We start from the raw sequence: 21,108 nt of genomic DNA, 5'->3' as shown, positions 1-21,108 counted from the left end.
CTACTCCTTTACCGGATAAATAGCTTGGTAAAACCGGAGCATAATTAAAAGTAAAACCGGGGCTTTGATTATCACCTATAAGCATATTATTTTCTATCAGCCCTATAGTAACTGAATCAACCTCTAATAATTCCTTAGCGCGTTCGGTTAGGAGATTTAGCATTTGATTTATGTCAAGCATAAATAGCGTGTTACGGCATAATTCCAGTAAAACTGATTTGCTATCGCTGAGGAACTGTATTTGTTTTAAAGAACGAGCGGTTTTTATAGCCGCCCCACCAATATTGGAAAGCTCAATTGCACAAAGTAAATCTACTTCTTGCCATTCATAAATTTCTACTTTGAATATTGTAAGTAGGGCAATTACTTGATTATCAGCAAGCAACGGTACAACCATTAGAGACTTACAACCGATTTCCTTCATCAACTGGTCGTTATCTTCGGTATGCTCAAAACTGGTATCTTCCCAATAATTATAAATAGCTTTAATACTTTTACTTTCAAAAGCGTTACCAAACAGGCTGTTTTTCGCCGTGAAAGGGCATAGTCTACACTCACAGCGTATTTTGAAGTCACCTATAAAACAAAATATATCAGACAACTCCTGCTGTCTATTTACAACTACAAAGGCATATTTTGCTTGGTATTGCTTAACAGTAAAATTGGAGAGGATTTCAAGTATGCGGGTAAGGTTGTTTTCCGTGAGTAATAAACTGGCTAGTTCATAAATTTCCAGTTTAGCGTCCTTGTGGAGTTGGGAATTAGTTAGTCGGGAATAATTAACAGGAATATCCATAGTGCTAAATTTTAGTTACAGCTTAATAGGTGCATATAAAAAATTTATAAATTAAATTTATTGCAACTTATCTAATTATAAAGCCCACGCTTACATATAGCAACCTTTAATTAATAAAAATAGGCAATAAGTAGCATGAAAAGCTGGGGAAATATGGCTATACTGTTAGAAATTCTAATTTAAGGCTGCTTAGGAGAGGTAATGGGCAAGGGGCAAATTTTAGCAGAACGCGCTATTAGACGTGCCGGATTCAGAGTTGAAGGATTACCTCGCGGAGTCTATAACAATTTCTTCTTCGAGTTTTTCAATGCAGTATTTTGGCAGAGTCTAGGCTCACCGATGGTGCTATTCATCAGGCAAAGTGGCGGTAGCGCCTTTGCAGTAGGGCTGATTTCAGCGTTGCCCCTCATCCTTATGCCTGTAACGCTCGCTTCAGCCCGCTTTGTCGAGAGATTCGGCTACAGACGCACCGCGATAACTTTCTGGACTTTGCGCTGGATTCTCAGTTCTTCAGTAATCTTGATTGCTTTAGTGAATATTCCGGGATTTGATAACCTGCGTGCCGGATTAGCGTTGGTGATTCTGGGAATTTACCACCTATGCCGCAACTTCGGTATATCAGGCTGGTTGCCTTGGCTTACCCTTATAGTCTCTCGTGAAAAGCGTGGTCTTTACCTAAGCCGAGCCACTTTATTCTCAAACCTCGGTAGCGTATTAACCTTCTTGCTGGTGGGGGCGATACTTGGTCCAAATCCGGCGTTGGCTACTTTTGCAATAGTATTTGGCTTGGGAACTCTGGGTGGGTTTATCAGTTCTTTTTTTATGATACGCATTGCTAAAATACCGCCCGAAACAACTACCACCACCGCAAAAGGGTTGCGCGTCAGTTTCTGGCAAAGCATGAAAGGTTGCTTTGCACAACCGGGCTTTAAATCTTTTGTGACAGTTCAAAGTTTCTACGGTGTGGCATTTTTTGGAATACCCTCGCTCAGCTTGATTTACCTTCGCGAAAAAGTTGGCATTAACCCTAGCCTGATTCTATATTTCTCTACGGCAGGTGTAGTAGGCGCATCTATTGCTTCGGTTGTATGGGGGCGTTGGATAGACCGCCGCCAAAGTGTAATGTCTCTGCAATTGCTGGCATTTTCAGGGTTATGTTTTAATTCATTTCTATGGTTACTTCTGCAAGTAATCCCGGCAGGCTTTAACTATTTAATGGCAGCCGCATTATTGTTTCTCAGCGCAATTTGGATTGCCGCCCTGAATATGAGCCAAACCCATAGCATTATGACTCTTGCCCCGGAGCAAGACCGGGTAATGTTCCAGAACATCGCCACTTTTATTACTTACATCTCACAGGCTCTCGCGCCTATGCTATGGGGTTTGCTGCTGGATTATCTCGACCATAACGCGGTTGAACTGGATATTGGCTTATTGAAACTGAGCGCGTACCAGATTTTTTTTGCCGCTACGCTAGTTATCGGAATAGGCGGCGTGGCTATTGTCGCTCGTTTCCTGCTGCATAGTCGGAAATTCGCGCAGAGTACGCAACGGTGAAAATATTACTGCTAAACCGCCTGACAACATACCAACTAAGGCTATCAGCAAGGTCAGCCTGACACCTAACCAGCTGCCCAAAAATCCGGCTGCCAGTGGTCCTATGGGGCTGATTGCGCCGATCAAGAACTGCATACTGGCATTCGCCCGCCCTAGCAATCTGTCCGGTACTACCGACTGGCACAAACTGGTGGAATGAATCAAAAAAACCATCATGGTAGCATCACCCAACAGTTGAGGCAACGCCATACATACTATCACCAACCAAGGCAGACCACCTGCCAAAGGTATCAGAAACGGTACCAACTTGCCAAGAAATAACGCCACCAATAGAGAGTTGCCCAAGCCCAATCTTTTCAGCGTTGGTGTAGCCAGTAATGTGCCGAGTAATGCGCCAATCCCACCTAACCCGATTATAAACCCCAGTATTCCCGGTTCTAATTTTAAATCGTTTACGGCGTAATATACATAGAAAGTACCAATAAAACTGCCGAAAAAATTGGAAATTGCGCTATTTATGGCTAATGGGCGCAAGTAGGGGTTTGATAGCACAACGGCTAACCCTTCTCTTACTTCTCTCCAAAAGTTAAATTCGTGATGAGCAGAAATAGATTTGGTTTCGGGCTTACGAATTAAGCCTACGCCTAACGCCGAAAAAAGATAGGAGATTGCGTCAAATGCCATTGCGATGGGTGCAGTTAGCGTTTGCACCAGCACTCCGGCTAGAGGAGGACCGCATATTTCCGCCAGTGAACTACTAGCGCCTAGCTTGCTATTGCCCTCCACAAGGTTTTCGCGCTCTACCAACGAAGGTAAATATGATTGGCTTGCTACCTCGAAAAAGATGGTAAACGTCCCTACCAGTAACGCCACTACATAGAGTTGCCACATGGTAAGCAACCCGAATAGGGCGGCTACCGGAATTGAGCCTACCAGCAAAAACCTGCCAATGTCGCACCAAATCATAACGGGGCGACGCTTTACGCGATCTACGAGGACTCCGGCGATTAATCCCACCAATAAAACTGGTAAAGCCGTCAGCGCAGTAAGAAATCCAAGTTCAGCCGGACTTGCTGCCAACACCAGCACCGCTGCATAGGGCAAACCTTCGCGAGTAATACGGGAGCCAAACTCCGAAATCATTTGCCCAGTCCACAACTTCATAAAATCCGGCTTGCGCCATAAGCCGCTCAAATGTATTTTCAAGAAACAATCCTTCCAGAGGGTTAGCCATTCCTATATATGTGTGCTAAAATTCTAACGCTTTTTGGTGGTTTTTGTTCTTTATTTCTTGGGGGAGTTTTTACAAAGTGGCGGCAGGTATTCTTGATGGGTTAAACCCGGCGCAGCGTGACGCAGCAGCAACAATTGAAGGACCTGTTTTAATTCTGGCAGGACCGGGCAGCGGCAAAACCCGCGTGCTGACCCAGCGTATTGCCTATATGCTGAGTGAGGCGCAACCGCGCATTGATGCCTATAATATCCTGTCAGTAACTTTTACCAATAAAGCCGCGCGTGAAATGAAAGAGCGCACCGAGAAACTACTTGTAAAATATTTGGGGCAAGAAAATTCTGCTGCCAAACGTCTCACGCTCGGCACTTTTCACTCTTTTTGCGTACGGGTATTGCGTCAAGATGCTAATCATATTGGGCTTGACCGCAATTTTGCCATCTATGCTGACGATGACCAAATCGTGCTGGTTAAAAGCGCTCTTAATAGTCTTGGGTTGAGCGACAAGCAATATAGCCCCCGCGCCTGTATGAGTATGATTAGTTCGGCTAAGAATTCACTGCAAGAGCCACGCCAGTTTCGCGAAGTGGCACAGACCTATTTTGAAGAAATAGCGGCGCGAGTTTACGAACGTTATCAGGAATTGCTACGCACTAACCGCGCTTTGGATTTCGATGATTTAATCGGGCAGACAATCCGGCTATTTCAGGAAAACAAAGAGGTGCTGGAACGCTATCAGGAACGCTATCGCTATATCATGGTGGACGAATACCAAGATACTAACCACGCCCAATACCAGTTAATTCATGCCCTTGCCGACAAATACCAGAATCTATGTGTGGTGGGCGATGAAAACCAGTCCATCTACGGATGGCGGGCTGCCGATATTCGCAATATCTTGAATTTTGAAAGCGATTACCCACAGGCAAAAGTTATTGCGCTTGAGCAAAACTACCGCAGCACCCAAACGATTCTGGATGCCGCCACCGCTATTATTGCCGCCAATACGCAACGCAAGGATAAAGCCCTTTGGACTGAAAACGAATCGGGTCGCCCTATCCAAGTATTTGAAGCCTACAACGAAATGGAAGAAGCCAATTATGTAGTGGGCGAAATTGACCGATTGCAGGTGCGTGGCGAATTTAAGCCTAAAGATGTAGCGGTGTTGTACCGCACCAATGCCCAAAGTCGCGCCCTTGAAGAAATGTTCATTCGGCGGGGCATCCCGTATCAGTTAATCGGCGGCACGCGCTTTTACGAACGCAAGGAAGTAAAAGATGCGCTGGCATTCTTGCGCCTGATTCAGAATCCCTACGACAGCATCAGCTTTACTCGCATAATTACCAATACGCCCGCCGGAAAGGGTATCGGTCCACGCACTCTGATTGATCTTAGTCAATGGGCTAATCAAATGAGCTTGCCGGTTTACGTAGCCTTGCAACTGTTACAAAGCCAAGAGGCGGATAAACAAACGCGCCGAAATGCTGGCGAACCGGAAGAAAATAGCGAAGCAGATTTGCTACCTCCGCTCCCTGTCACGCCAAAAATCAAGAATGCGTTGCTGGATTTTGTGAACTTGCTAGAAGCCTTTATTCGGGCGCGTGGCGAAATGACCTTGCTCGAATTGTTCGATTACGTAATGGAAAAATCGGGTTATGAATTAAGCCTGCGTGACGGCAGCGAAGATGGGGAAGAGCGTTGGCATAACGTTCAGGAACTTCGCACCGTTTGCCAAGAATACAACCATATGCCGGGTAACGACGCTTTGCCCGCTTTTATGGAAGATGTGGCACTGGTAGCAGACGTGGACAAGTTTAATCCAGACGCTGATGCCGCAACGCTGATTACCTTGCATGCTGCCAAGGGGTTGGAATTTCCGGTAGTTTTTATCGTAGGTTTGGAAGAAGGCATTTTGCCCCATAGCCGTTCCCTCGAAAACGAAAACCAGCTTGAGGAAGAACGTCGCTTGCTCTATGTGGGTATAACCCGCGCCAAGAATCGGCTCTATCTGGTGTATGCTTTCCGGCGTTCGCTCTATGGTGGACAAAATATCCCTACCAAACCTTCACGTTTCTTGCTGGACTTGCCTTCCCAATTGGTTAAAGGTCATCAACAAGCCCCCACTGGCAGTCCTCATGGTGGGCGCGGCACAGGTAGCCGTGATACGTTGTGGGGTACTGATGTAAATCGTACCAATTGGGGCAATACCGCCAAAGCTACACCTGCCAAACCTGCGGCAGTTTCAAAATCCACCGCACCGACCCGCCCTGCCGCCACCGGCAACATCAGCCTAAAGTTTAAAGCAGGTGAAAAAGTGCTTCACCCCAAGTTTGGCAAAGGCATGGTGGTTTCGAGCCGCATCAGTGGTAATGATGAGGAGGTTACGGTTGCTTTTGAGGGGCAAGGTATTAAAAAATTGATGGTCAGCCTCGCTAACCTTCAGAAAATTTAATTGTAATGGGTTTTCTGAGGAGTAATAGTAATTTATGTCAAACCAAATAACCGACTCTAACAATATTAGCCTGATACTGGTACACGATGCTTGGCACGGGGCATGGGCGTGGAAGGGAGTCATTGCTTATTTAGGGGAGCGAGAATGGCGCGGACTTGCGCTAGATTTGCCGGGGCGAGGAAACCAACCGCACGTCACTAAGCCTGATTTGCGAAGCTATGCAGAAGCGGTAGCCGCTTTTGCGGAATCCGCTCCTACTAAAAAATACATTTTGGTAGGGCATGGTACGGCTGGAGCTATAATCCAATTGGCATCTGAAATGCTTTATAAGGGCGAAGGTTCGAGGTTATCCGGTCTTATATTCGCCGCTGCCTATATCTTACAGGACGGGGAAAGCGTTACAGACAATATGCCACCCGAAATGGCAGACTATTTCCGGCAACTTGCAGGACAGCACCCGGAGCAGGCAATTGATATGGCAGCCATGAAAGATTACTGGTTAAACAGCGTTATAAATGATGATAATCGTTACGCTGATAGGATTCTGGCAAAGCTTACACCTGAGCCGCTTGCGCCGCTTGAAGATAAAATCAGCCTACCCAGTTTTTTCAAAAATCGCCCACCGTGCGGTTATCTGAGCTTTAATGATGACCTTACGCTCCCAGCAGGTTTATATCACCCGCTTATGTCAAGCAGATTAGGAGCGCAGCGCCTGTTCACAGTAAACGCCGGACATGAAGCGGTTATCATCAAACCGCGAGAAGTTGCCGAAGCAATAATCTTTTTGGCTAACGGCTTGCTCAAAGACCCACACTAGCGACGATATTCTGCGCCACAATCCCCTAGCAATTGATACAGGTCATTGGATTTTGACAACACTTCCTTTAGCGCAGCTTTATCCTCTCCATCCAGCTTGAGCTTAAATACCCGCGCATTATCTTCAATATGCTCGGCGATACCCAAACGCGCTCCAACTATTACGCCGCCTACCGCCGTTTGGTTCAGGATATAGCGTATAGCCACGTTGGAAATACTCACATTGTGTTTTACAGCAATACGTTTGAGAGTTTGCAAAAGCTGTTGGAAAAGCTTCCAACCGCCCCAGCCATCTACCATCTGTTTATACTTACGTAGGCTGACCGTATTTAGAGCGGTTCCACCGGGTTCGGATTGATTCAAATAGCGATCTGAAAGCAATCCACCACATACTGTTCCATATGTGAGCAGCTTTATATCGTGTTCCTCGCAGAACTGTGTCATTTCCACCAACGGGCGCATATCAATCGGAGAAAATTGCACCTGATTGGTAGCTATTTTTATCCCCTTGTCGAGAATAATCTGCAAATGTGCTGTATCGAAATTTGTCAGGGAAAGAAGGTGGATTTTGCCTTCATTTTGTAGCTCTGCCAGATACTTTAGGGCTTCAAGGTAGTTATTATCACTGTAATCCCACCAATGAAATTGCAACATATCCAGAGCTTGCACGCCCATTCGGCGCAAGGAGAGGTTGATATTATCTTCGACAATTTTACGGGTCATTTGTCCGGGACTCGGCACCCACTTGGTAAAGGCTAGTGTCTCCCAAACCGCCTTCTCGCCCTTGTTTATAGCTAACTGTCGCCGAAATTGTCCTATGAAATCTTCAGCCGGTCCATAATGATCGGCTAAATCCCATGTGGTGAACCCGGCTTCGTGATAGGCGAACATGCTATGAACCGCACTTCGTGAGTTAATCACCCCATGCCCACCCGATACCTGCCACATCCCGTTTAAAATTCGGCACATTTTAATTCCGGGAGCAAGTTGTAGGTAATCATCATAATCAAACGACATTTTTTATCTCCACACGATGAGTTGAGTTATAGCATCTAAACAGCGGGATTATCTTAACAGTGTAACACGTCTATTGAAATCTCAATTTGGTGGTGAAATAGCGAAGGTTTCAGGTATGCTGCTCAATGCCATAAAAGCGAGTCTAAAATGCAACACAATGAAACGTTGGAAGTAAGCTTTTACCACGAAGAAAAAATGCTGCAATTGGGAGGGGAATGGATAGCGCCGCTAATAAAGTTTGATTTGCTAAATTAACTAAGCGACCTTCCTTGTCATCGGAGTGGTCGCTCAGTTAAGAAATCCTATATTCAGATTACTTCAAGACAAGTTATTTTATCAGGCAGTTTCCTGCAACCAAGGACAATAATAGCGACGATATTCAGCGCGTCGTCCATCAAGAGATGCCGGTAAGGTACCCGGCGCATCAAGGGTAACCTGCCTCCAACCGTCAATTTCGACATACGTACCCTCCGGTACAAGCTGACCTGCACGGAATATCTCTTCGTCTTCATCATTGAAGACAGATTGGTACCTAAAAGTGACAGTCTCGTTACCGGGTGACTGGGTTTTAAGTTCTCTAGAGATCATGGCTGTTAGCCTCCTTGCTAGCGGCATCGATCACCAGTGCTAAGTGGAACAAACATTGTACCACTCTGCTAGTCATCCTTCTCGCATTCTGTGTTTTGTATTTTGTGGGCTAACCTGTCCAATTCCTAGTAAATTTTTTCATATATTGCTTGTGGAACAATATTTCGAGCAGTTAGGTAAAAATTTGGCAATCTCAGGAACTTACAGGTTAAAATTAACAAAGCGTTAACAGAAAACTCGCTTATTACAAATTTATCACGTTAATTTATTTAAGTCAATACTACCTAAGTTAAAATGGCAAATTCTAAGATTTTTTTAATAATTATTTAATTTGTTAACAGGTAAGGATGAAGAAAACTGTCGCTGCCGATACTAGGCACTATCCCGAAGCCGAATTTGGCGAGGCGTGGCAACCTTCGAAACTTTATACCACTGCTTTTACTCACAGTAATTGGTTGCAAGTATGGGAGATTTTGAGAAAAGAAGGGCGTGAATAGCACTTCCATTGCGAGAGAGCGACTAAAATAACCCACCTGAGTTCGGTTCGCCTGATAACGAAATTACTACTATAATTGATGTGTCGGATTACTGGCTTACCGCATGTAAAGCGATGGCGGAACATCGCACCCAGATAAGCTATAACAGCCCTTGGATGAAAATGCGGGAGGAATTTGGTACACTTCTGGGAAGTAACGGATGCCTTTATCCTGTTCAAATCAACAATACCGGCGCAAAGACCCGCATATGACCTTTTTGCCGGGCTGCGGTAAAATATTGGGAGCTTTAAGAGTATGAAAATCGTGCTGGATGCGATGGGCGGTGATTATGCGCCACAAGAGCCGGTGGCTGGAGCAGTTCTAGCGGCTCGCGAGTACGGAATCGAAATTATCCTAGTAGGGCGCGAATCTGAGATTAAATCGGAACTGGCAAAACACAACATTGAAGGCTTAAAACTAACGGTAGTAAATGCCACTGAAGTAATTGATATGACCGATGAGTCGGTTCAGGCAATTCGGGAGAAGAAAAATTCTTCGGTGGTAATCGGTATGAATTTGGTAAAGCAAGGAGACGCAGCGGCATTTGTTTCAGCCGGACATAGCGGCGCGACTTTTGCGGCTGCCAGCCTCCAGTTGCGGCGGGTACGCGGGGTGGAACGTGCTGGGTTAGCCACTGTTTTCCCAACCAAAACCGGATTAATATTGGTCATAGATGTGGGCGCAAATACCGAAGTTCGCCCAGAATTTCTAATTCAGTTTGCTCAGATGGGTTCGGTTTACGTGGAGAAGGTATTAAAACGCCCCAACCCTCGCGTCGGCTTACTCAGTAATGGCGAGGAAGATAGCAAAGGTACGCCTTTGGTAAAAGAAACTCACCAGCTTTTGCGCCAAACACCCGGTATTAATTTCATCGGAAATGTGGAAGGTAAGGATGTACTGGCGGGGCTTGCCGATGTGGTAGTTACGGATGGATTCACCGGAAATATACTTCTCAAAACCGCCGAAGGCACCGCCGATGTGATGCTACATCTGCTAAAGAAGGAATTAACCGCCAATTTATTTTTCAAGTTGTTAGCTTTAGGTCTTAAACCTGCCTTTAGCAAGGTAAAGAAAGCTCTCGACCACGAAGAGTTCGGCGGTGCGCCTTTGCTTGGCGTAAACGGGGTGGTAATCATTTCGCATGGACGCACCAAAGCAAAAGGTGTCAAAAATTCTATCCGGGTGGCGCGGGAGGCAGTACAGAACAATACGTTGGAAACCATTAAAAGATTATTCGCCGAGGTAGGAAAAGCCGAAGCCGCCAGCCGCGATTAGCTATAAATCTTCCAATTACCCCCTTTTTCTAGCGGGAAAGGGGGGTTTCTCCACAAAACCAATTCGCTATTTCCACCTTCCCTCCCTCCTATACAATTTATTTTACATTGACATAGGGCAGTTTAATGCTTATGATGTGGCAACATTTATCCGCCTCTTGCGTATATAAAACTGGCGGAAATAGCACTTATTTTCTCGTTAATACGGGAACACTTTTGGCAAGGAGTATTCTAATGGCAGTGGATAAAACCAATAAATTTATTGAGGATAAAGATAACGGGAAAAGCCCTAATACCCGGTACGGGAAAATCGCCACCGGATTGGGGTTGGCGACTGCGGCAGCCTTTGGGGCAGTATGGGCTAACTCCCGCGCCCGTGAAGTCGAACGCAACGGACCCCCCTCGATGATTGATTGGGATAAGGTACGCAGCATTGCTGAGAGAATGAACCCAGAGACAGGCGCAACGGCAGAATGGCGCAACAAATGGACTAATTATTATAGCGAACTTACTCTTAGAGTAGTGCCAATTATAGAAGAGTATGCAAATACAAAGCTACCCCGCCAGTTGAATACGGTGCGAGCGGTTAGCCGGAACGAATGGGTAGAGGCAAATATTAACAGCTTTCGCCAGCTTTTTGAGCCTATCGAAAGACTGAACCGCGATTCAATGGGCAGTAGCAGCGCCGCTATGCAAGCATTAGTTGGTAGCTTTAATCAATTGCTGGTTAGCGGCGAAATGGGTATTTTGCTAGGTTATCTTTCCCGCAGGGTGCTAGGACAGTACGACCTGAGCCTGTTAGGGCGCGAACCCGTGTCAGATGGGCGCGTTTTCTTTGTAGAGCCGAACATTGGCGGTGTAGTAAATGCCCTGAATCTGAATGGGGACGAATTTCGCCTGTGGATTGCACTCCACGAGTCAACCCACGCTTTTGAATTTGAATCACATACTTGGGTGCGCCGTCATTTTAACGGAATCCTTGAACGCTATTTTAGCTATCTGACCGAAGACTTGCAGAATATGCGTCTGAACAAACAACGCTTGAACAATTTCATGCGCCGCATACGAGATAATAGCCAAGGCTCAAGCTGGATTGAACGGGTTATGACTCCCGAACAACGCACTCTTTTCTCAGAGTTACAGGCTTTGATGAGTATTGTAGAAGGCTACAGCAACCACGTTATGAACGCAGTCGGTGAAAAACTGATGCCAAATTACAACACCATTAAAGAGCGAATTGAGCGTCGCCAGAAGGAACGCGGTATTATTGATAAACTCTTTATCAAACTCACCGGGCTTGACCTGAAAATGGAGCAATACCGCTTGGGTGAAATCTTCGTGGATAAGGTAGTAGAATTGAAGGGCATAGATTTTGCCAACTTTATGTGGGATCGCCCGGAATATATCCCTACATTGGACGAAATCAAAAAGCCTGAACTCTGGGTAAAACGCATCGAGAAAGCGCAGGCTGCCTGAGAAATGAGCTACCGCCCTTCCGTCCCACCCACATCGAACCCGAATTACATTTCTCCCGGTCGTGTAAAAAACAACCGTCGGGGAGTACCTTGGCTTGCTGGATGCGGGTTACTAGGGTTTGGATTCTTGTTAGGGGTAGTGGGTTTAGTGATAGGGGCGCTTTTCTGGTTTGGTTCACCTGCCAGCAACCAACCCTTGCCAACGCGCCAACCGCTACCGGGTGTGCCTGACCTTTCAGCCACTCTAAGCGAGTCATATCTCAATGCTGAAATAGCGCGTGAGGCAAAATCAAATCCGCTAAGTATTGCCGGAATTGTGAGTCTTAAAGATATAGTAATAAAGATTTTACCCAACGAACAAATTCAGGTTGATGTTAAAGTGGGCAATGCGCTGGTTGATTTCGATGTTAGCGTTCTGGAAAGCATTGGCGTTGTGAACGGTCAGATTGCAGTGAGAGCGATAGGTGAACCTAAAGTGGGCAAAGGAAACTTGCCAGTCAATGTAAATACAGTTGTTCAAGTTGTAAATACAACGATAGTAGAACCGCAAATCAATAACAATGTCGCCACCATCAAAGTTAACGAGCGACTGTTGCGTTTATTGGACTTACAGACTGCCAACGGGCAAATCACGGTGCGTTATCGCGCTCAATGATTAATTATGCCGCTAAATCCCCAAGAATTAAACGAACAGATTGAAAAACAAGCCGGGCGATTCAAGGAAGAATCGCAACGACTGGAAAAAAACATTGCCGAAGCAGTGGAATATTATCGTGCTGCCGATGAGTACAGGTTGAATGTTATTGCTAAGGAACATTCCCGGCGCGATGAAACACTGGCTTACCCAATTTCAGGACTGGATGAAGTTATAGCTGTCAGTCCCTCTACTGCGGGCTATTGCGTGGTAGCCACTGACAGTTCGCCCATCCCACCCGACCGCCATAACGGCACAGCCCACTTTTACGTCATAAATATTGGGCGCGTGATGTTGCGCTATGGCGAAAAGCCCACCGCCAATCTGGATAGTCTCACCTTCTTTGAAACTGAAGACTCTACTAACGAGGAGCGCGAATACACCAAAGCCTCGTTGTTGGACACCGAAGCAGCTTTGAAGGAACTAGAAGCCGCCTACGAACTCGCCATCAAACATCAAGCCGATTTGGTATTTCGGGATGGACCGCTCACGCTTTGGCGTAGCATCAACCTTCGCAGCAAAGAAGGAACGGAACTGCGAAACCGCTATTACAGCCTGTTAGACCAGTTCGACAAAGCGCAAATTCCGATTGTAGGTTACATCAGCAACACCCACAGTAATGCGGTGGTTGAAACGCTGCGGGCAGCAATGCGCGAGGATGGTAAGAGTGGCAGAGCCTTTAGCGGGGTACAAGACCGTATGCTTTTTCAAAATTCACTCAAACCTGATACACGCGGACCCATTTTTGCTTCGACACTGGGCGAACCCAAAGAATTGCGCGAGTTTATAGACCGCATTTATTTCACCTATATGTTGACGAAATACGAAATGGTGCGAATTGAGTTCCCGCAATGGCTGGCTCTGGATACAGAAAAACTGGCAAGTACGTTATCGCTGGTTTTGCGCCAGATAGAGTTGGGGCAAGGCTACCCGGTAGCGTTGATGGAAGCGCATGAACAAGCGGTGCTGCGGGGCGATGACCGTGAGCTATTACGGCTCTTACTGGAAAATCAGGGCTTGTTGCTCAACGAGTCAGAAAAAGGACGTAGTAAGCGTCTTCGGGGTGTTTAGCAGGATGGATTGGACACGCTGCATCGCCCATCTTGACCTCGATGCTTTCTATGCTACCGTAGAAGAAATTATGAACCCCGAAATCAAAGGCTTGCCCATCATGGTTGTTATGGGCGAAGATACCACCAATCGGGGAGTAGTAGCAACCGCTTCCTATGCCGCACGTCAATTCGGGGTGCATAGCGCAATGCCCGTAACACAAGCGCGGCGACTTTGCCCGAACGGGATTTATCTACAGGTACGGCACGATTTATATAAAGAGTTTTCGCGCCGGGTTATGCAATTACTCGAAGGGCAGGTTAATGCGGTTGAACAGGTCAGTATTGATGAAGCTTATCTTGACTTAAGCGGACAACCCGACCCGGTAACTTTGTCGCAAAGTTTGCAGGAGCAACTTATAACAACCACCGGTTTGAGCGCGTCAGTTGGAATTGCCACCAACAAACTGGTAGCCAAGATGGCAAGCGGTTTCAAAAAACCGGGGGGCTTGACAATGGTAGAGCCGGGCAAAGAATCGGAATTTCTACGCCCACTAGCAGTAGGTAAACTCTACGGGATTGGACCAAAAACAGCGGCGCGATTGAATTCTAAAGGAATCCATACTATTGGCGATTTGGCAAAAGCCAACCGGGAGCAATTGCAAGAAGACTTTGGACCAAATCTCGGTTTGGAATTGCAAAGTCACGCGGCAGGACAAGATGACCGCCCCATCGAAACCAGTCATAAGGCAAAATCATTCTCTTACGAGCGTACCTATTTTGTGGATGTCACCGATTCGCGTCGTCTCTGGAAACATATACAGGAGATGGCGGCAGGATTGGAAAACCAGTTGAAAAAGCGGGGCTTATTGGCACGAACCACCGGCATCAAGCTGCGTTTTGCGGATTGGCAGACAGTAACACGCGCCGAAACTCTGCTAGCCCCTACCGATAACGCCACCACGATTTCCGCCAGCGCAGCCCGCTTGATGAAGCATACTTGGAAACGGGGAACGCCCTTGCGCCTGCTAGGGGTGAGGGTCAGCAACCTCATCGAAGCAAATGCCACACGCCAATTGCAATTGCCGCTTGAAGTTGAGTAGGCGCGTTTATTGCACCATCAGTTTGTAACCAACACCCCACACCGTCTGGATTTTTACGCTGCTGCCTTCGAGCTTTTCGCGCAGATGGGTTATATGTACATCAATGGTGCGGCTATCCCCGTAATATTCGTAGCCCCACACTTGATTTAATAATTTCTCGCGGTCAAATACGCTGTTAGGGCTTTGGGCAAAGGTAGTGAGCAACTCGAACTCTTTGGCACGCAAGTCGACATTGCGCCCGGCAATTTCAACAGTGTGTTGGCGCAAATCAATTACTATATCGCCTACTATTATGCGATTTTTATTTTTATCAGAATGGTTATCATCAACCACAGGCATAGCAGTAGAGCGGCGTAAAACCGCTTTGACCCGCGCTACCAGTTCACGCGGGTTAAAAGGCTTGGTCAGGTAATCATCTGCGCCAAGTTCCAGACCCACGATACGGTCAACATCCTCGCTGCGAGCGGTCAACATAATAATAGGGACATTACTATCCTTGCGAATCTGACGTGTGATTTCCCACCCGTCAACTCCGGGCAACATCAAATCTAAAACAATTAGAGTGGGGTTACGGCTGCGAAATAGCTGCAAACCCTCGTCGCCATCCTCAGCGGTAATTACCTCAAAGCCCTCTTTGGTGAGGTACATTTTGGCTAAATCGGCGATATTCGTTTCATCATCAATTACCAGAATTAACGGAGCAGACATAATAGCCCTTTCAACCTAAATTAACAAACAACTGCCGATAGCAGCAAAAATTATAGCACGCTATCCCGCATCATTGCCACGAAAACGTCATAAGTGGCTTCAGCATCGGATAAAGCCGTATGAGCGGCGCGATTGGATACACCGAAATAGCGGCAACACTCACTCAAGCTAAAACGGCTAAATTTAGGGTTAGAATAGTAGCGAGCATAAGCGGCGGACATCACATCTACCCGATGGTAATAAAAAGGGTCAGGCAATTCTACCGTATTAAAGCCAATCTGAAGAAAAGCCCAATCGAAAGTAACGTTAAAGCCCATAAGCACCGCGCCACGACCAATCTCGGAAAGTTGGGTCAACGCTTCTTTCAAATCAATAGCGTTTTCCCATTTAGCATGGTCATAGCCACAAATTTTCAGGGCTTCGGGCGAGGCAGTTTCAAAATGTACTGGCTTAACCTTACATTCAAAGGTTTGTAATCTGGTAAAGTCCGGTTGTGAAACCAGCACTGCCCCTATTTCTAGAATTTCCTGAACGCCGGGAATCAAGCCGGTAGTTTCGAGGTCGAGGAAAAGCATGGGGCGGTCTCGCATAGGACCTTTGGTAATATTGTCATTATTCGATTTGTTTTGTACTGCCGATTTTACAGGTTGGTTGCTCAAAATCTAGTCCTTTCAAATTTTTACGGTTGGGCTATTATTGTATTGTAGTCGCCCCAAGCATTTCAAGCATATCCTTTGATTTGCCGGGTGTCAATCTGTGCGTATGAATTTGCCGAACATTTTGCTAAGAGTTAAAATACTCAGCAGTAATCTCCATTTTTTAGCTAGTAATGTTGTACGGGCAGGTAAACTTCAAAACAACTCGAAGGAGAAAGAGATGAGTATCAACGCGGATACCGCAAATATCGGCAACTACGAGACAACATACCGTGATTTTAAGCTGGAAGTGCCTGAATTTTATAACTTCGGGTATGATACGGTTGACAAGTGGGCTGAAGACCCAAATCACCGCGCAATGCTTTGGGTTGATGAAGACGGCAGCGAACGTACTTTGACTTATTCCTATTTCCGCGACCGTTCAAATCAAGTAGTGAATGCTTTACATAGTCTCGGCATGCGTAAGAATGACCGAATTATGATTGTAATGCCCAGAGTGCCGGAATGGTGGGAAAGCATGCTTGGCATGATAAAGAGCGGGATTGTAGCATTACCCGGCACTACCCAACTTACACCCAAAGACATCACCTACCGCTTGCAATCTTCGCGGGCGCGTGCCATCATCACCGATGTGGAGAATGCGCCGAAATTTGAAGAGAGCTTGCCGGATTGCCCCGGCATTGATTTCCGAATAATTGTAGGCGGACAACGAGAAGGTTGGCTAAACTTTAGCGATTTGGTAGCCAATGCAGCTATCACTGTCAGCCCTGAAGTAAAAGTACAAACCAGTTCTGCCGACCCGATGCTATTGTATTTTACCAGCGGCACGACCGGCTACCCCAAAATGGTTTTGCATACCCACAGCAGCTATCCTATCGGTCATTATGGTACTGGCATGTTCTGGTTGGATCTAAAACCTAACGACCTCCACTGGAATCTATCGGATACCGGTTGGGCAAAAGCCGCATGGAGTAGCTTCTTCGGTCCGCTGATTTGCGGAGCAGGGATGTTTGTTCATAATACCAAAGGAAAATATTCCGCCAAACTAACAATGGATTTATTAAGCAAATATGCCGTCACCAGTTTTTGCGCCCCTCCAACCGCATACCGCATGCTGGTTGCAGACGATATTAGCGGGTTTGATACGCGCCATCTACGCAGTTGCGTAGGCGCAGGTGAACCACTCAATCCAGAAGTAATTGAAGTCTGGAAGAAAATTACCGGACATACCATTCGCGATGGCTACGGGCAAACCGAAACCTGCTTGCTTGTAGGTAACTTCCCCGGTGTGCCGGTCAAAGCAGGTTCTATGGGTAAGCCCACACCCGGTTATGTGGTGGATGTGGTAGATGACGAAGGTAATGTTGCGCTTCCCAACAAAGAAGGCGATATTGGCGTTCGCATCAAACCAAATCGCCCGATAGGACTCTTTCAGGAATACTGGAATAATCCAGAAGCTACCAATTCATCCATTCGGGGTGACTGGTATATTACGGGCGACAGGGCTTATCGGGACGAGGATGGCTACCTGTGGTTCGTGGGACGTGCCGATGATGTAATTCTCAGCGCGGGTTATCGAATCGGTCCTTTTGAGGTGGAAAGCGCGTTGGTGGAACATCCGGCGGTAATGGAATCGGCAGTAGTTGCCAAGCCAGAAGCCACCCGCGGGGAAATAGTCAAAGCCTTCGTCATCCTCAAACCGGGAATCGAGGGTACTCCTGAACTTGTCACCGAAATTCAGGATTTTGTAAAGCATCTCACCGCACCTTACAAGTATCCACGCGAAATCGAATTCGTCAAGGAATTGCCGAAAACCATTAGTGGCAAAATTCGGCGGATTGAATTACGCGACCAAGAAAAGGCGAAGTACCAGAGCGAGCATCAGTAATCCAAACCAGTAGATGTTTCTCAGAAGGAGCCGGTTTATACCCGGCTCTTTTTTCTTTTCTTCCCCCGCCTGAACCTACCTGAGTTATATTTCCAACAACTAATCTGTGATGTAGCTAACTTTAATTTCAATATATCAAAGCTATAATGTTAGTTACCAAAAACAACAATTGCATTTCTAGGGGAATGACTTCAAATTCCCCGCAAATATAAAGTAGGGGGTAGCGAAAATGGCAGCTATTTCAAGCAAAAAATTCAGATCGGGCTTACTATTAAATGTCTTGCACACTTCTGAAAGTCAGCGAACCGAAGCACAAGAAAATAACTTGTCGAGCATAGCTGACTACAGTTGGACTAAGGGACCTACAAACGGTTTGAATAGCAAGTTTCGTTGGCAGGAAACAGCAAATGGCAAGCTAATTGCCCATTGTGAAATCGAGGAAGAATAACCTGTCAAAAGGTTTTCAATAAAATATCATTATGAAGCCCGGATGTCTGGGCTTTTTTAGTCGGCATAAGAGAGTCTCAGTCTTTAATGGTCTGCAATAACCGAATAGCCTCTTCCCTGATTCCAGAGTCAATATGGGTTCGAGCCAGCTTTAGAGGCGCAATGGCACGCCTATCCCCAATACGCCCCAACGCAATAGCCGCATCGTAATAGGCTCCATCTGCCGGGTCATGCAGCACTGCCAGAAGTGCGGATGAAGCGTGCGAATCCCCGATTTGCCCTAACGCCCATACCACCACCCGGCGTGGAGCGGTATCATGCTTATCCACGCTTGTCAGCAATTTCAACAGATAACTTACTGCCAGCGGGTCACCAATCTGACCGAGAGCAGCAGCAGCCGTAAAGCGCACATTCGGTACACTATCTTTCAGCAACTCGATGAGATACGAAACGGCGCGTCCATCCCTCATTCGCCCAAGGGCAGAAGCGGCGTGCCGACGCTTTTCAGAGTCATAGTCTTGCAAAGAGCTTATAAGAGTGTCAAATTGATCGTGCATAAGCTACCAATATTAGAAACCTTGTATTGTATTTAAAGTTAGGTCATTTTATAGGGATTCGAGGTTTTTATCAATCCCTATACAAAATGAGACTGGAGAAATTTCAGGGAAGACGCTCTTGTTCAAATTCTACGCCCAGATAGCGGGTTTCTACTGAACCGGAGAGAATATCATCCCAGAAGCGATCTTTCAGATAAGTGGGATAGACGGGGAGGTTCACCAATTCGTGAGCATGAAACCAGCGAGTGTGCCTTTCTAACTGCTGTGGGTTGGTAACATCTTCAATAGTGGTAGCGCTTAGTTCGCCCGTAAAGCGGCTTATTAGAAAAGCTAACTCAAGATGATGCCGATGGCGGCTTGATTCAATAAATTCTCTGAAATATAAAAGGCGACCTTCCGTTTCTACTTCCAAACCTGTTTCTTCTAGAAACTCCCGGCGCAACGCCTCGAAAACCGATTTGTCCTGAGATTCCTGCCCACCTCCCGGCAATGTCCAGAATTCTTCTTGGCTATCGGGAGTATGCTCGTGTGCCAGCAAAAGCCTGTTCGCCGCATCAAGCATGATTCCGGCTACTCTGATACGATAATTCAATTGAACTCCAACTCCTTATCCTGAATATAATTCAAGCCTAGCTTGAGGGCTATTTCCGCTTTCTGCAACTCACGCCCCAAATAGCTGTAATGCTCTTCCAGTGAAGCCAGTTTTTCATTAGCAATCGAAAGGCAAAGCTGGCGGGCAGTTTTCCCCTCAAAATAATAAGGTGTATTACCTTCGATGGCACTATGCTGCACCTTAATCAAGCCTTGCTCACGGTCAAGCTCGATGATAAAAAAGCCGCGCGGGTCGCTGCGCCATTCCAAACGATGCTTCTTGAAAGAATTGATGGTATCCAGCGCGAATTTCCACTTATCGGCATATATATGCGCCGAGTGTGAAATAATGGTAAGCGCACCAAGCCTCAAGCCGGTGTCATCCGCGATTTCCTTTTGCAGCTTACGCAAGGCATAGGTGTTTTGCGCCCAAGCGGTGTAAATATCGTGGCTACGAAAACGGGCGGTCATGTATAGTGCGCCGTCCTGTACCCCTACCGAGACTTCCAACAGGCATGGCGGATTATCACCCACGCTGTCCTGCTCTACATCCCAAGTCACCGCAACGGCGCGACGGGTATGATGCGCATCGCGCAAACGCTCTTTCATCCGGGCAATTTGGTCAAGACCTTCCGCGCCGTAAGAACGCAACCGTTCTCCATAGGTATAGGCTATTCCGGGTTCTTTCTCCGCGCTCAGAATTTTGGGATAGTAATTTTCCAGTTCGGCGCGACTAAAAGGCAGATAATCCGCCCAAGCAATGTCATCAGGGGCTTCGTCAGTAATAACCGCCACCGTATTGTAAATCTCGCGCTGCTGCTGTGAATACTCGGTAGGCTTGATTTGCCCAAAGCGCATCACCAGTTGCATTACTTCTAGCCATGTTTCGGCGACGGTTTCGCCCTGTACCCGAAATCCGGTGCGTTCGCTTGGTAACGCTTTGCCGCCTTCTGAGGCAATTTCGGGAAAAGCGCGAGGCACAGCAAAGGGCGGCAGCAAGCCTAACTTAGCCAGTTCCAGCTTGATTTGTTGGGCAATCGCTTCGGGGTTTTTAGGATAGCCTTTAGACGGACGCAGGTCAATTAGTTGCACCTGTTGGCGCAATTCCTCCCACGCTTCGAGAGGAATACCCTCGTCCAATTTAGCCTGTGTGCCGGGAATAGTGTGGTTCGCACCGAGTCCGTTGGTGAAAAAGCTCGCCAGTGCTTCCCCGGTAAAAGATTGGTCTGCTCCACAAAGTAGCAGGTAACGTATCTTAGGAAACATGAAGATATTGCGTACCATCAGGTTGATACCGGCAAAGCTGTAAAGATTAGCGCAGATGAAATAATCTACATTATCCAGCTTTTGCGCTATCAGGTGACGTTGTGTCCAGAGAGTGCAAATACCTACATTGGATTCAGGATTGCCGATTTGGAGGTCTTTAAAACTGATAAGGTCGGTGATGTTAAAAGTTGCGCCAAGTTCTGCGGTCATTTATTGCTACCTCCGTGAAAGCGGCTGAATCCACAAATTCGTGTGGTTATCCACAACTGCTAGGCACAAGGTATTAAAAATATACTATATATTGTGGATAACTTATAAGGTCTAGCATATTTTACCATAATGGGCAGGATATGCCAATACAAACCATTTGGGTAACCATTGAATGTACGGATTTACTTTTTTGCCTT

The 21,108-nt window shown here is 46.6% G+C and carries 21 protein-coding genes; 12 read left to right on the top strand and 9 right to left on the bottom strand.

Annotation, left to right across the window (positions count from 1 at the left end):
* A partial coding sequence (locus WCK19_RS09050) for a hypothetical protein (RefSeq protein ID WP_342397059.1) occupies nt 1–796 on the bottom strand: 796 nt, incomplete at its 3' end.
* Nucleotides 797–997: 201 nt separating this feature from the next.
* On the opposite strand from WCK19_RS09050, the gene WCK19_RS09045 reads away from it, so the two are divergent.
* Nucleotides 998–2,353 (top strand): MFS transporter, encoded by a 1,356-nt coding sequence (locus tag WCK19_RS09045; protein WP_342397058.1) that lies wholly within the window; start codon nt 998–1,000, stop codon nt 2,351–2,353.
* Here the strand turns inward: WCK19_RS09045 and WCK19_RS09040 are convergent.
* On the bottom strand, nt 2,270–3,559 hold the full coding sequence (locus WCK19_RS09040) for an MFS transporter (protein WP_342397057.1): 1,290 nt from the start codon (nt 3,557–3,559) through the stop codon (nt 2,270–2,272). The two genes, WCK19_RS09045 and WCK19_RS09040, sit on opposite strands and share 84 nt — an antisense overlap.
* Nucleotides 3,560–3,663: 104 nt before the next feature.
* Between WCK19_RS09040 and WCK19_RS09035 the strand changes: the two genes are divergently transcribed.
* Nucleotides 3,664–6,036 carry a UvrD-helicase domain-containing protein gene (locus tag WCK19_RS09035; RefSeq protein ID WP_342397056.1) on the top strand — a complete coding sequence of 791 codons (2,373 nt, stop codon included), beginning with the start codon at nt 3,664–3,666 and terminating at the stop codon, nt 6,034–6,036.
* A gap of 34 nt (nt 6,037–6,070) precedes the next feature.
* Nucleotides 6,071–6,853, top strand: a complete 783-nt coding sequence (locus WCK19_RS09030; RefSeq protein ID WP_342397055.1) for an alpha/beta hydrolase — start codon at nt 6,071–6,073, stop codon at nt 6,851–6,853.
* Here WCK19_RS09030 and WCK19_RS09025 read toward each other — a convergent pair.
* Both WCK19_RS09025 and WCK19_RS09020 read right to left on the bottom strand, forming a co-directional pair.
* On the bottom strand, nt 6,850–7,869 hold the full coding sequence (locus tag WCK19_RS09025; protein WP_342397054.1) for an aldo/keto reductase: 1,020 nt from the start codon (nt 7,867–7,869) through the stop codon (nt 6,850–6,852). The genes WCK19_RS09030 and WCK19_RS09025 overlap by 4 nt on opposite strands.
* A 336-nt stretch (nt 7,870–8,205) precedes the next feature.
* Nucleotides 8,206–8,457, bottom strand: a complete 252-nt coding sequence (locus WCK19_RS09020) for a hypothetical protein (protein WP_342397053.1) — start codon at nt 8,455–8,457, stop codon at nt 8,206–8,208.
* A gap of 347 nt (nt 8,458–8,804) precedes the next feature.
* Between WCK19_RS09020 and WCK19_RS09015 the strand changes: the two genes are divergently transcribed.
* The 7 genes from WCK19_RS09015 to dinB all read left to right on the top strand — a co-directional run bounded on the left by WCK19_RS09015 (nt 8,805) and on the right by dinB (nt 14,588).
* The gene (locus WCK19_RS09015) at nt 8,805–8,954 is read left to right on the top strand and encodes a hypothetical protein (RefSeq protein ID WP_342397052.1); all 150 of its coding nucleotides are present in this window, start codon (nt 8,805–8,807) and stop codon (nt 8,952–8,954) included.
* Nucleotides 8,955–9,067: 113 nt separating this feature from the next.
* On the top strand, nt 9,068–9,205 hold the full coding sequence (locus WCK19_RS09010) for a hypothetical protein (RefSeq protein WP_342397051.1): 138 nt from the start codon (nt 9,068–9,070) through the stop codon (nt 9,203–9,205).
* Nucleotides 9,206–9,248: 43 nt separating this feature from the next.
* Nucleotides 9,249–10,268 (top strand): phosphate acyltransferase PlsX, encoded by a 1,020-nt coding sequence (gene plsX, locus WCK19_RS09005; RefSeq protein ID WP_342397050.1) that lies wholly within the window; start codon nt 9,249–9,251, stop codon nt 10,266–10,268.
* 233 nt (nt 10,269–10,501) lie between these two features.
* The gene (locus tag WCK19_RS09000; RefSeq protein ID WP_342397049.1) at nt 10,502–11,743 is read left to right on the top strand and encodes a zinc-dependent metalloprotease; all 1,242 of its coding nucleotides are present in this window, start codon (nt 10,502–10,504) and stop codon (nt 11,741–11,743) included.
* Between the two features lie 3 nt (nt 11,744–11,746).
* Nucleotides 11,747–12,397: a hypothetical protein gene (locus tag WCK19_RS08995; RefSeq protein WP_342397048.1), complete on the top strand. Its 651-nt coding sequence runs from the start codon at nt 11,747–11,749 to the stop codon at nt 12,395–12,397.
* Between the two features lie 6 nt (nt 12,398–12,403).
* Nucleotides 12,404–13,507 carry a DNA double-strand break repair nuclease NurA gene (locus WCK19_RS08990; RefSeq protein ID WP_342397047.1) on the top strand — a complete coding sequence of 368 codons (1,104 nt, stop codon included), beginning with the start codon at nt 12,404–12,406 and terminating at the stop codon, nt 13,505–13,507.
* Complete coding sequence (dinB, locus tag WCK19_RS08985) at nt 13,389–14,588, top strand: DNA polymerase IV (RefSeq protein WP_342397046.1); 1,200 nt, start codon at nt 13,389–13,391, stop codon at nt 14,586–14,588. Before WCK19_RS08990 ends, dinB begins: the two co-directional genes overlap by 119 nt.
* A gap of 6 nt (nt 14,589–14,594) precedes the next feature.
* Here dinB and WCK19_RS08980 read toward each other — a convergent pair whose 3' ends face one another.
* Nucleotides 14,595–15,296, bottom strand: a complete 702-nt coding sequence (locus tag WCK19_RS08980; RefSeq protein WP_342397045.1) for a response regulator transcription factor — start codon at nt 15,294–15,296, stop codon at nt 14,595–14,597.
* 50 nt (nt 15,297–15,346) lie between these two features.
* Nucleotides 15,347–15,955, bottom strand: a complete 609-nt coding sequence (locus tag WCK19_RS08975; RefSeq protein ID WP_342397044.1) for a 3'-5' exonuclease — start codon at nt 15,953–15,955, stop codon at nt 15,347–15,349.
* Nucleotides 15,956–16,172: 217 nt separating this feature from the next.
* Here WCK19_RS08975 and WCK19_RS08970 point away from each other — a divergent pair, with 217 nt between their 5' ends.
* Together WCK19_RS08970 and WCK19_RS08965 are read left to right on the top strand one after the other, a co-directional pair.
* Entirely contained in the window at nt 16,173–17,840 is a 1,668-nt protein-coding gene (locus WCK19_RS08970) for an AMP-binding protein (RefSeq protein WP_342397043.1), read from the top strand.
* Nucleotides 17,841–18,069: 229 nt separating this feature from the next.
* Nucleotides 18,070–18,288 carry a hypothetical protein gene (locus tag WCK19_RS08965; RefSeq protein WP_342397042.1) on the top strand — a complete coding sequence of 73 codons (219 nt, stop codon included), beginning with the start codon at nt 18,070–18,072 and terminating at the stop codon, nt 18,286–18,288.
* A gap of 76 nt (nt 18,289–18,364) precedes the next feature.
* Here WCK19_RS08965 and WCK19_RS08960 read toward each other — a convergent pair whose 3' ends face one another.
* The 3 genes from WCK19_RS08960 to WCK19_RS08950 form a co-directional block, all read right to left on the bottom strand.
* Entirely contained in the window at nt 18,365–18,844 is a 480-nt protein-coding gene (locus tag WCK19_RS08960; protein WP_342397041.1) for a HEAT repeat domain-containing protein, read from the bottom strand.
* A 103-nt stretch (nt 18,845–18,947) separates the two neighbouring features.
* Nucleotides 18,948–19,436: an NUDIX domain-containing protein gene (locus WCK19_RS08955; RefSeq protein ID WP_342397040.1), complete on the bottom strand. Its 489-nt coding sequence runs from the start codon at nt 19,434–19,436 to the stop codon at nt 18,948–18,950.
* Complete coding sequence (locus tag WCK19_RS08950; RefSeq protein ID WP_342397039.1) at nt 19,433–20,911, bottom strand: thymidylate synthase; 1,479 nt, start codon at nt 20,909–20,911, stop codon at nt 19,433–19,435. The genes WCK19_RS08955 and WCK19_RS08950 overlap by 4 nt, the downstream gene beginning before the upstream one ends.
* Between the last annotated feature and the right edge of the window lie 197 nt (nt 20,912–21,108).

It is taken from the genome of Candidatus Chlorohelix sp. (assembly GCF_037138995.1).
Classification (GTDB): domain Bacteria; phylum Chloroflexota; class Chloroflexia; order Chloroheliales; family Chloroheliaceae; genus Chlorohelix.
The sequence above is the reverse complement of the archived record's forward strand: the minus strand, read 5'-3'. Positions and strand labels throughout refer to the sequence as shown.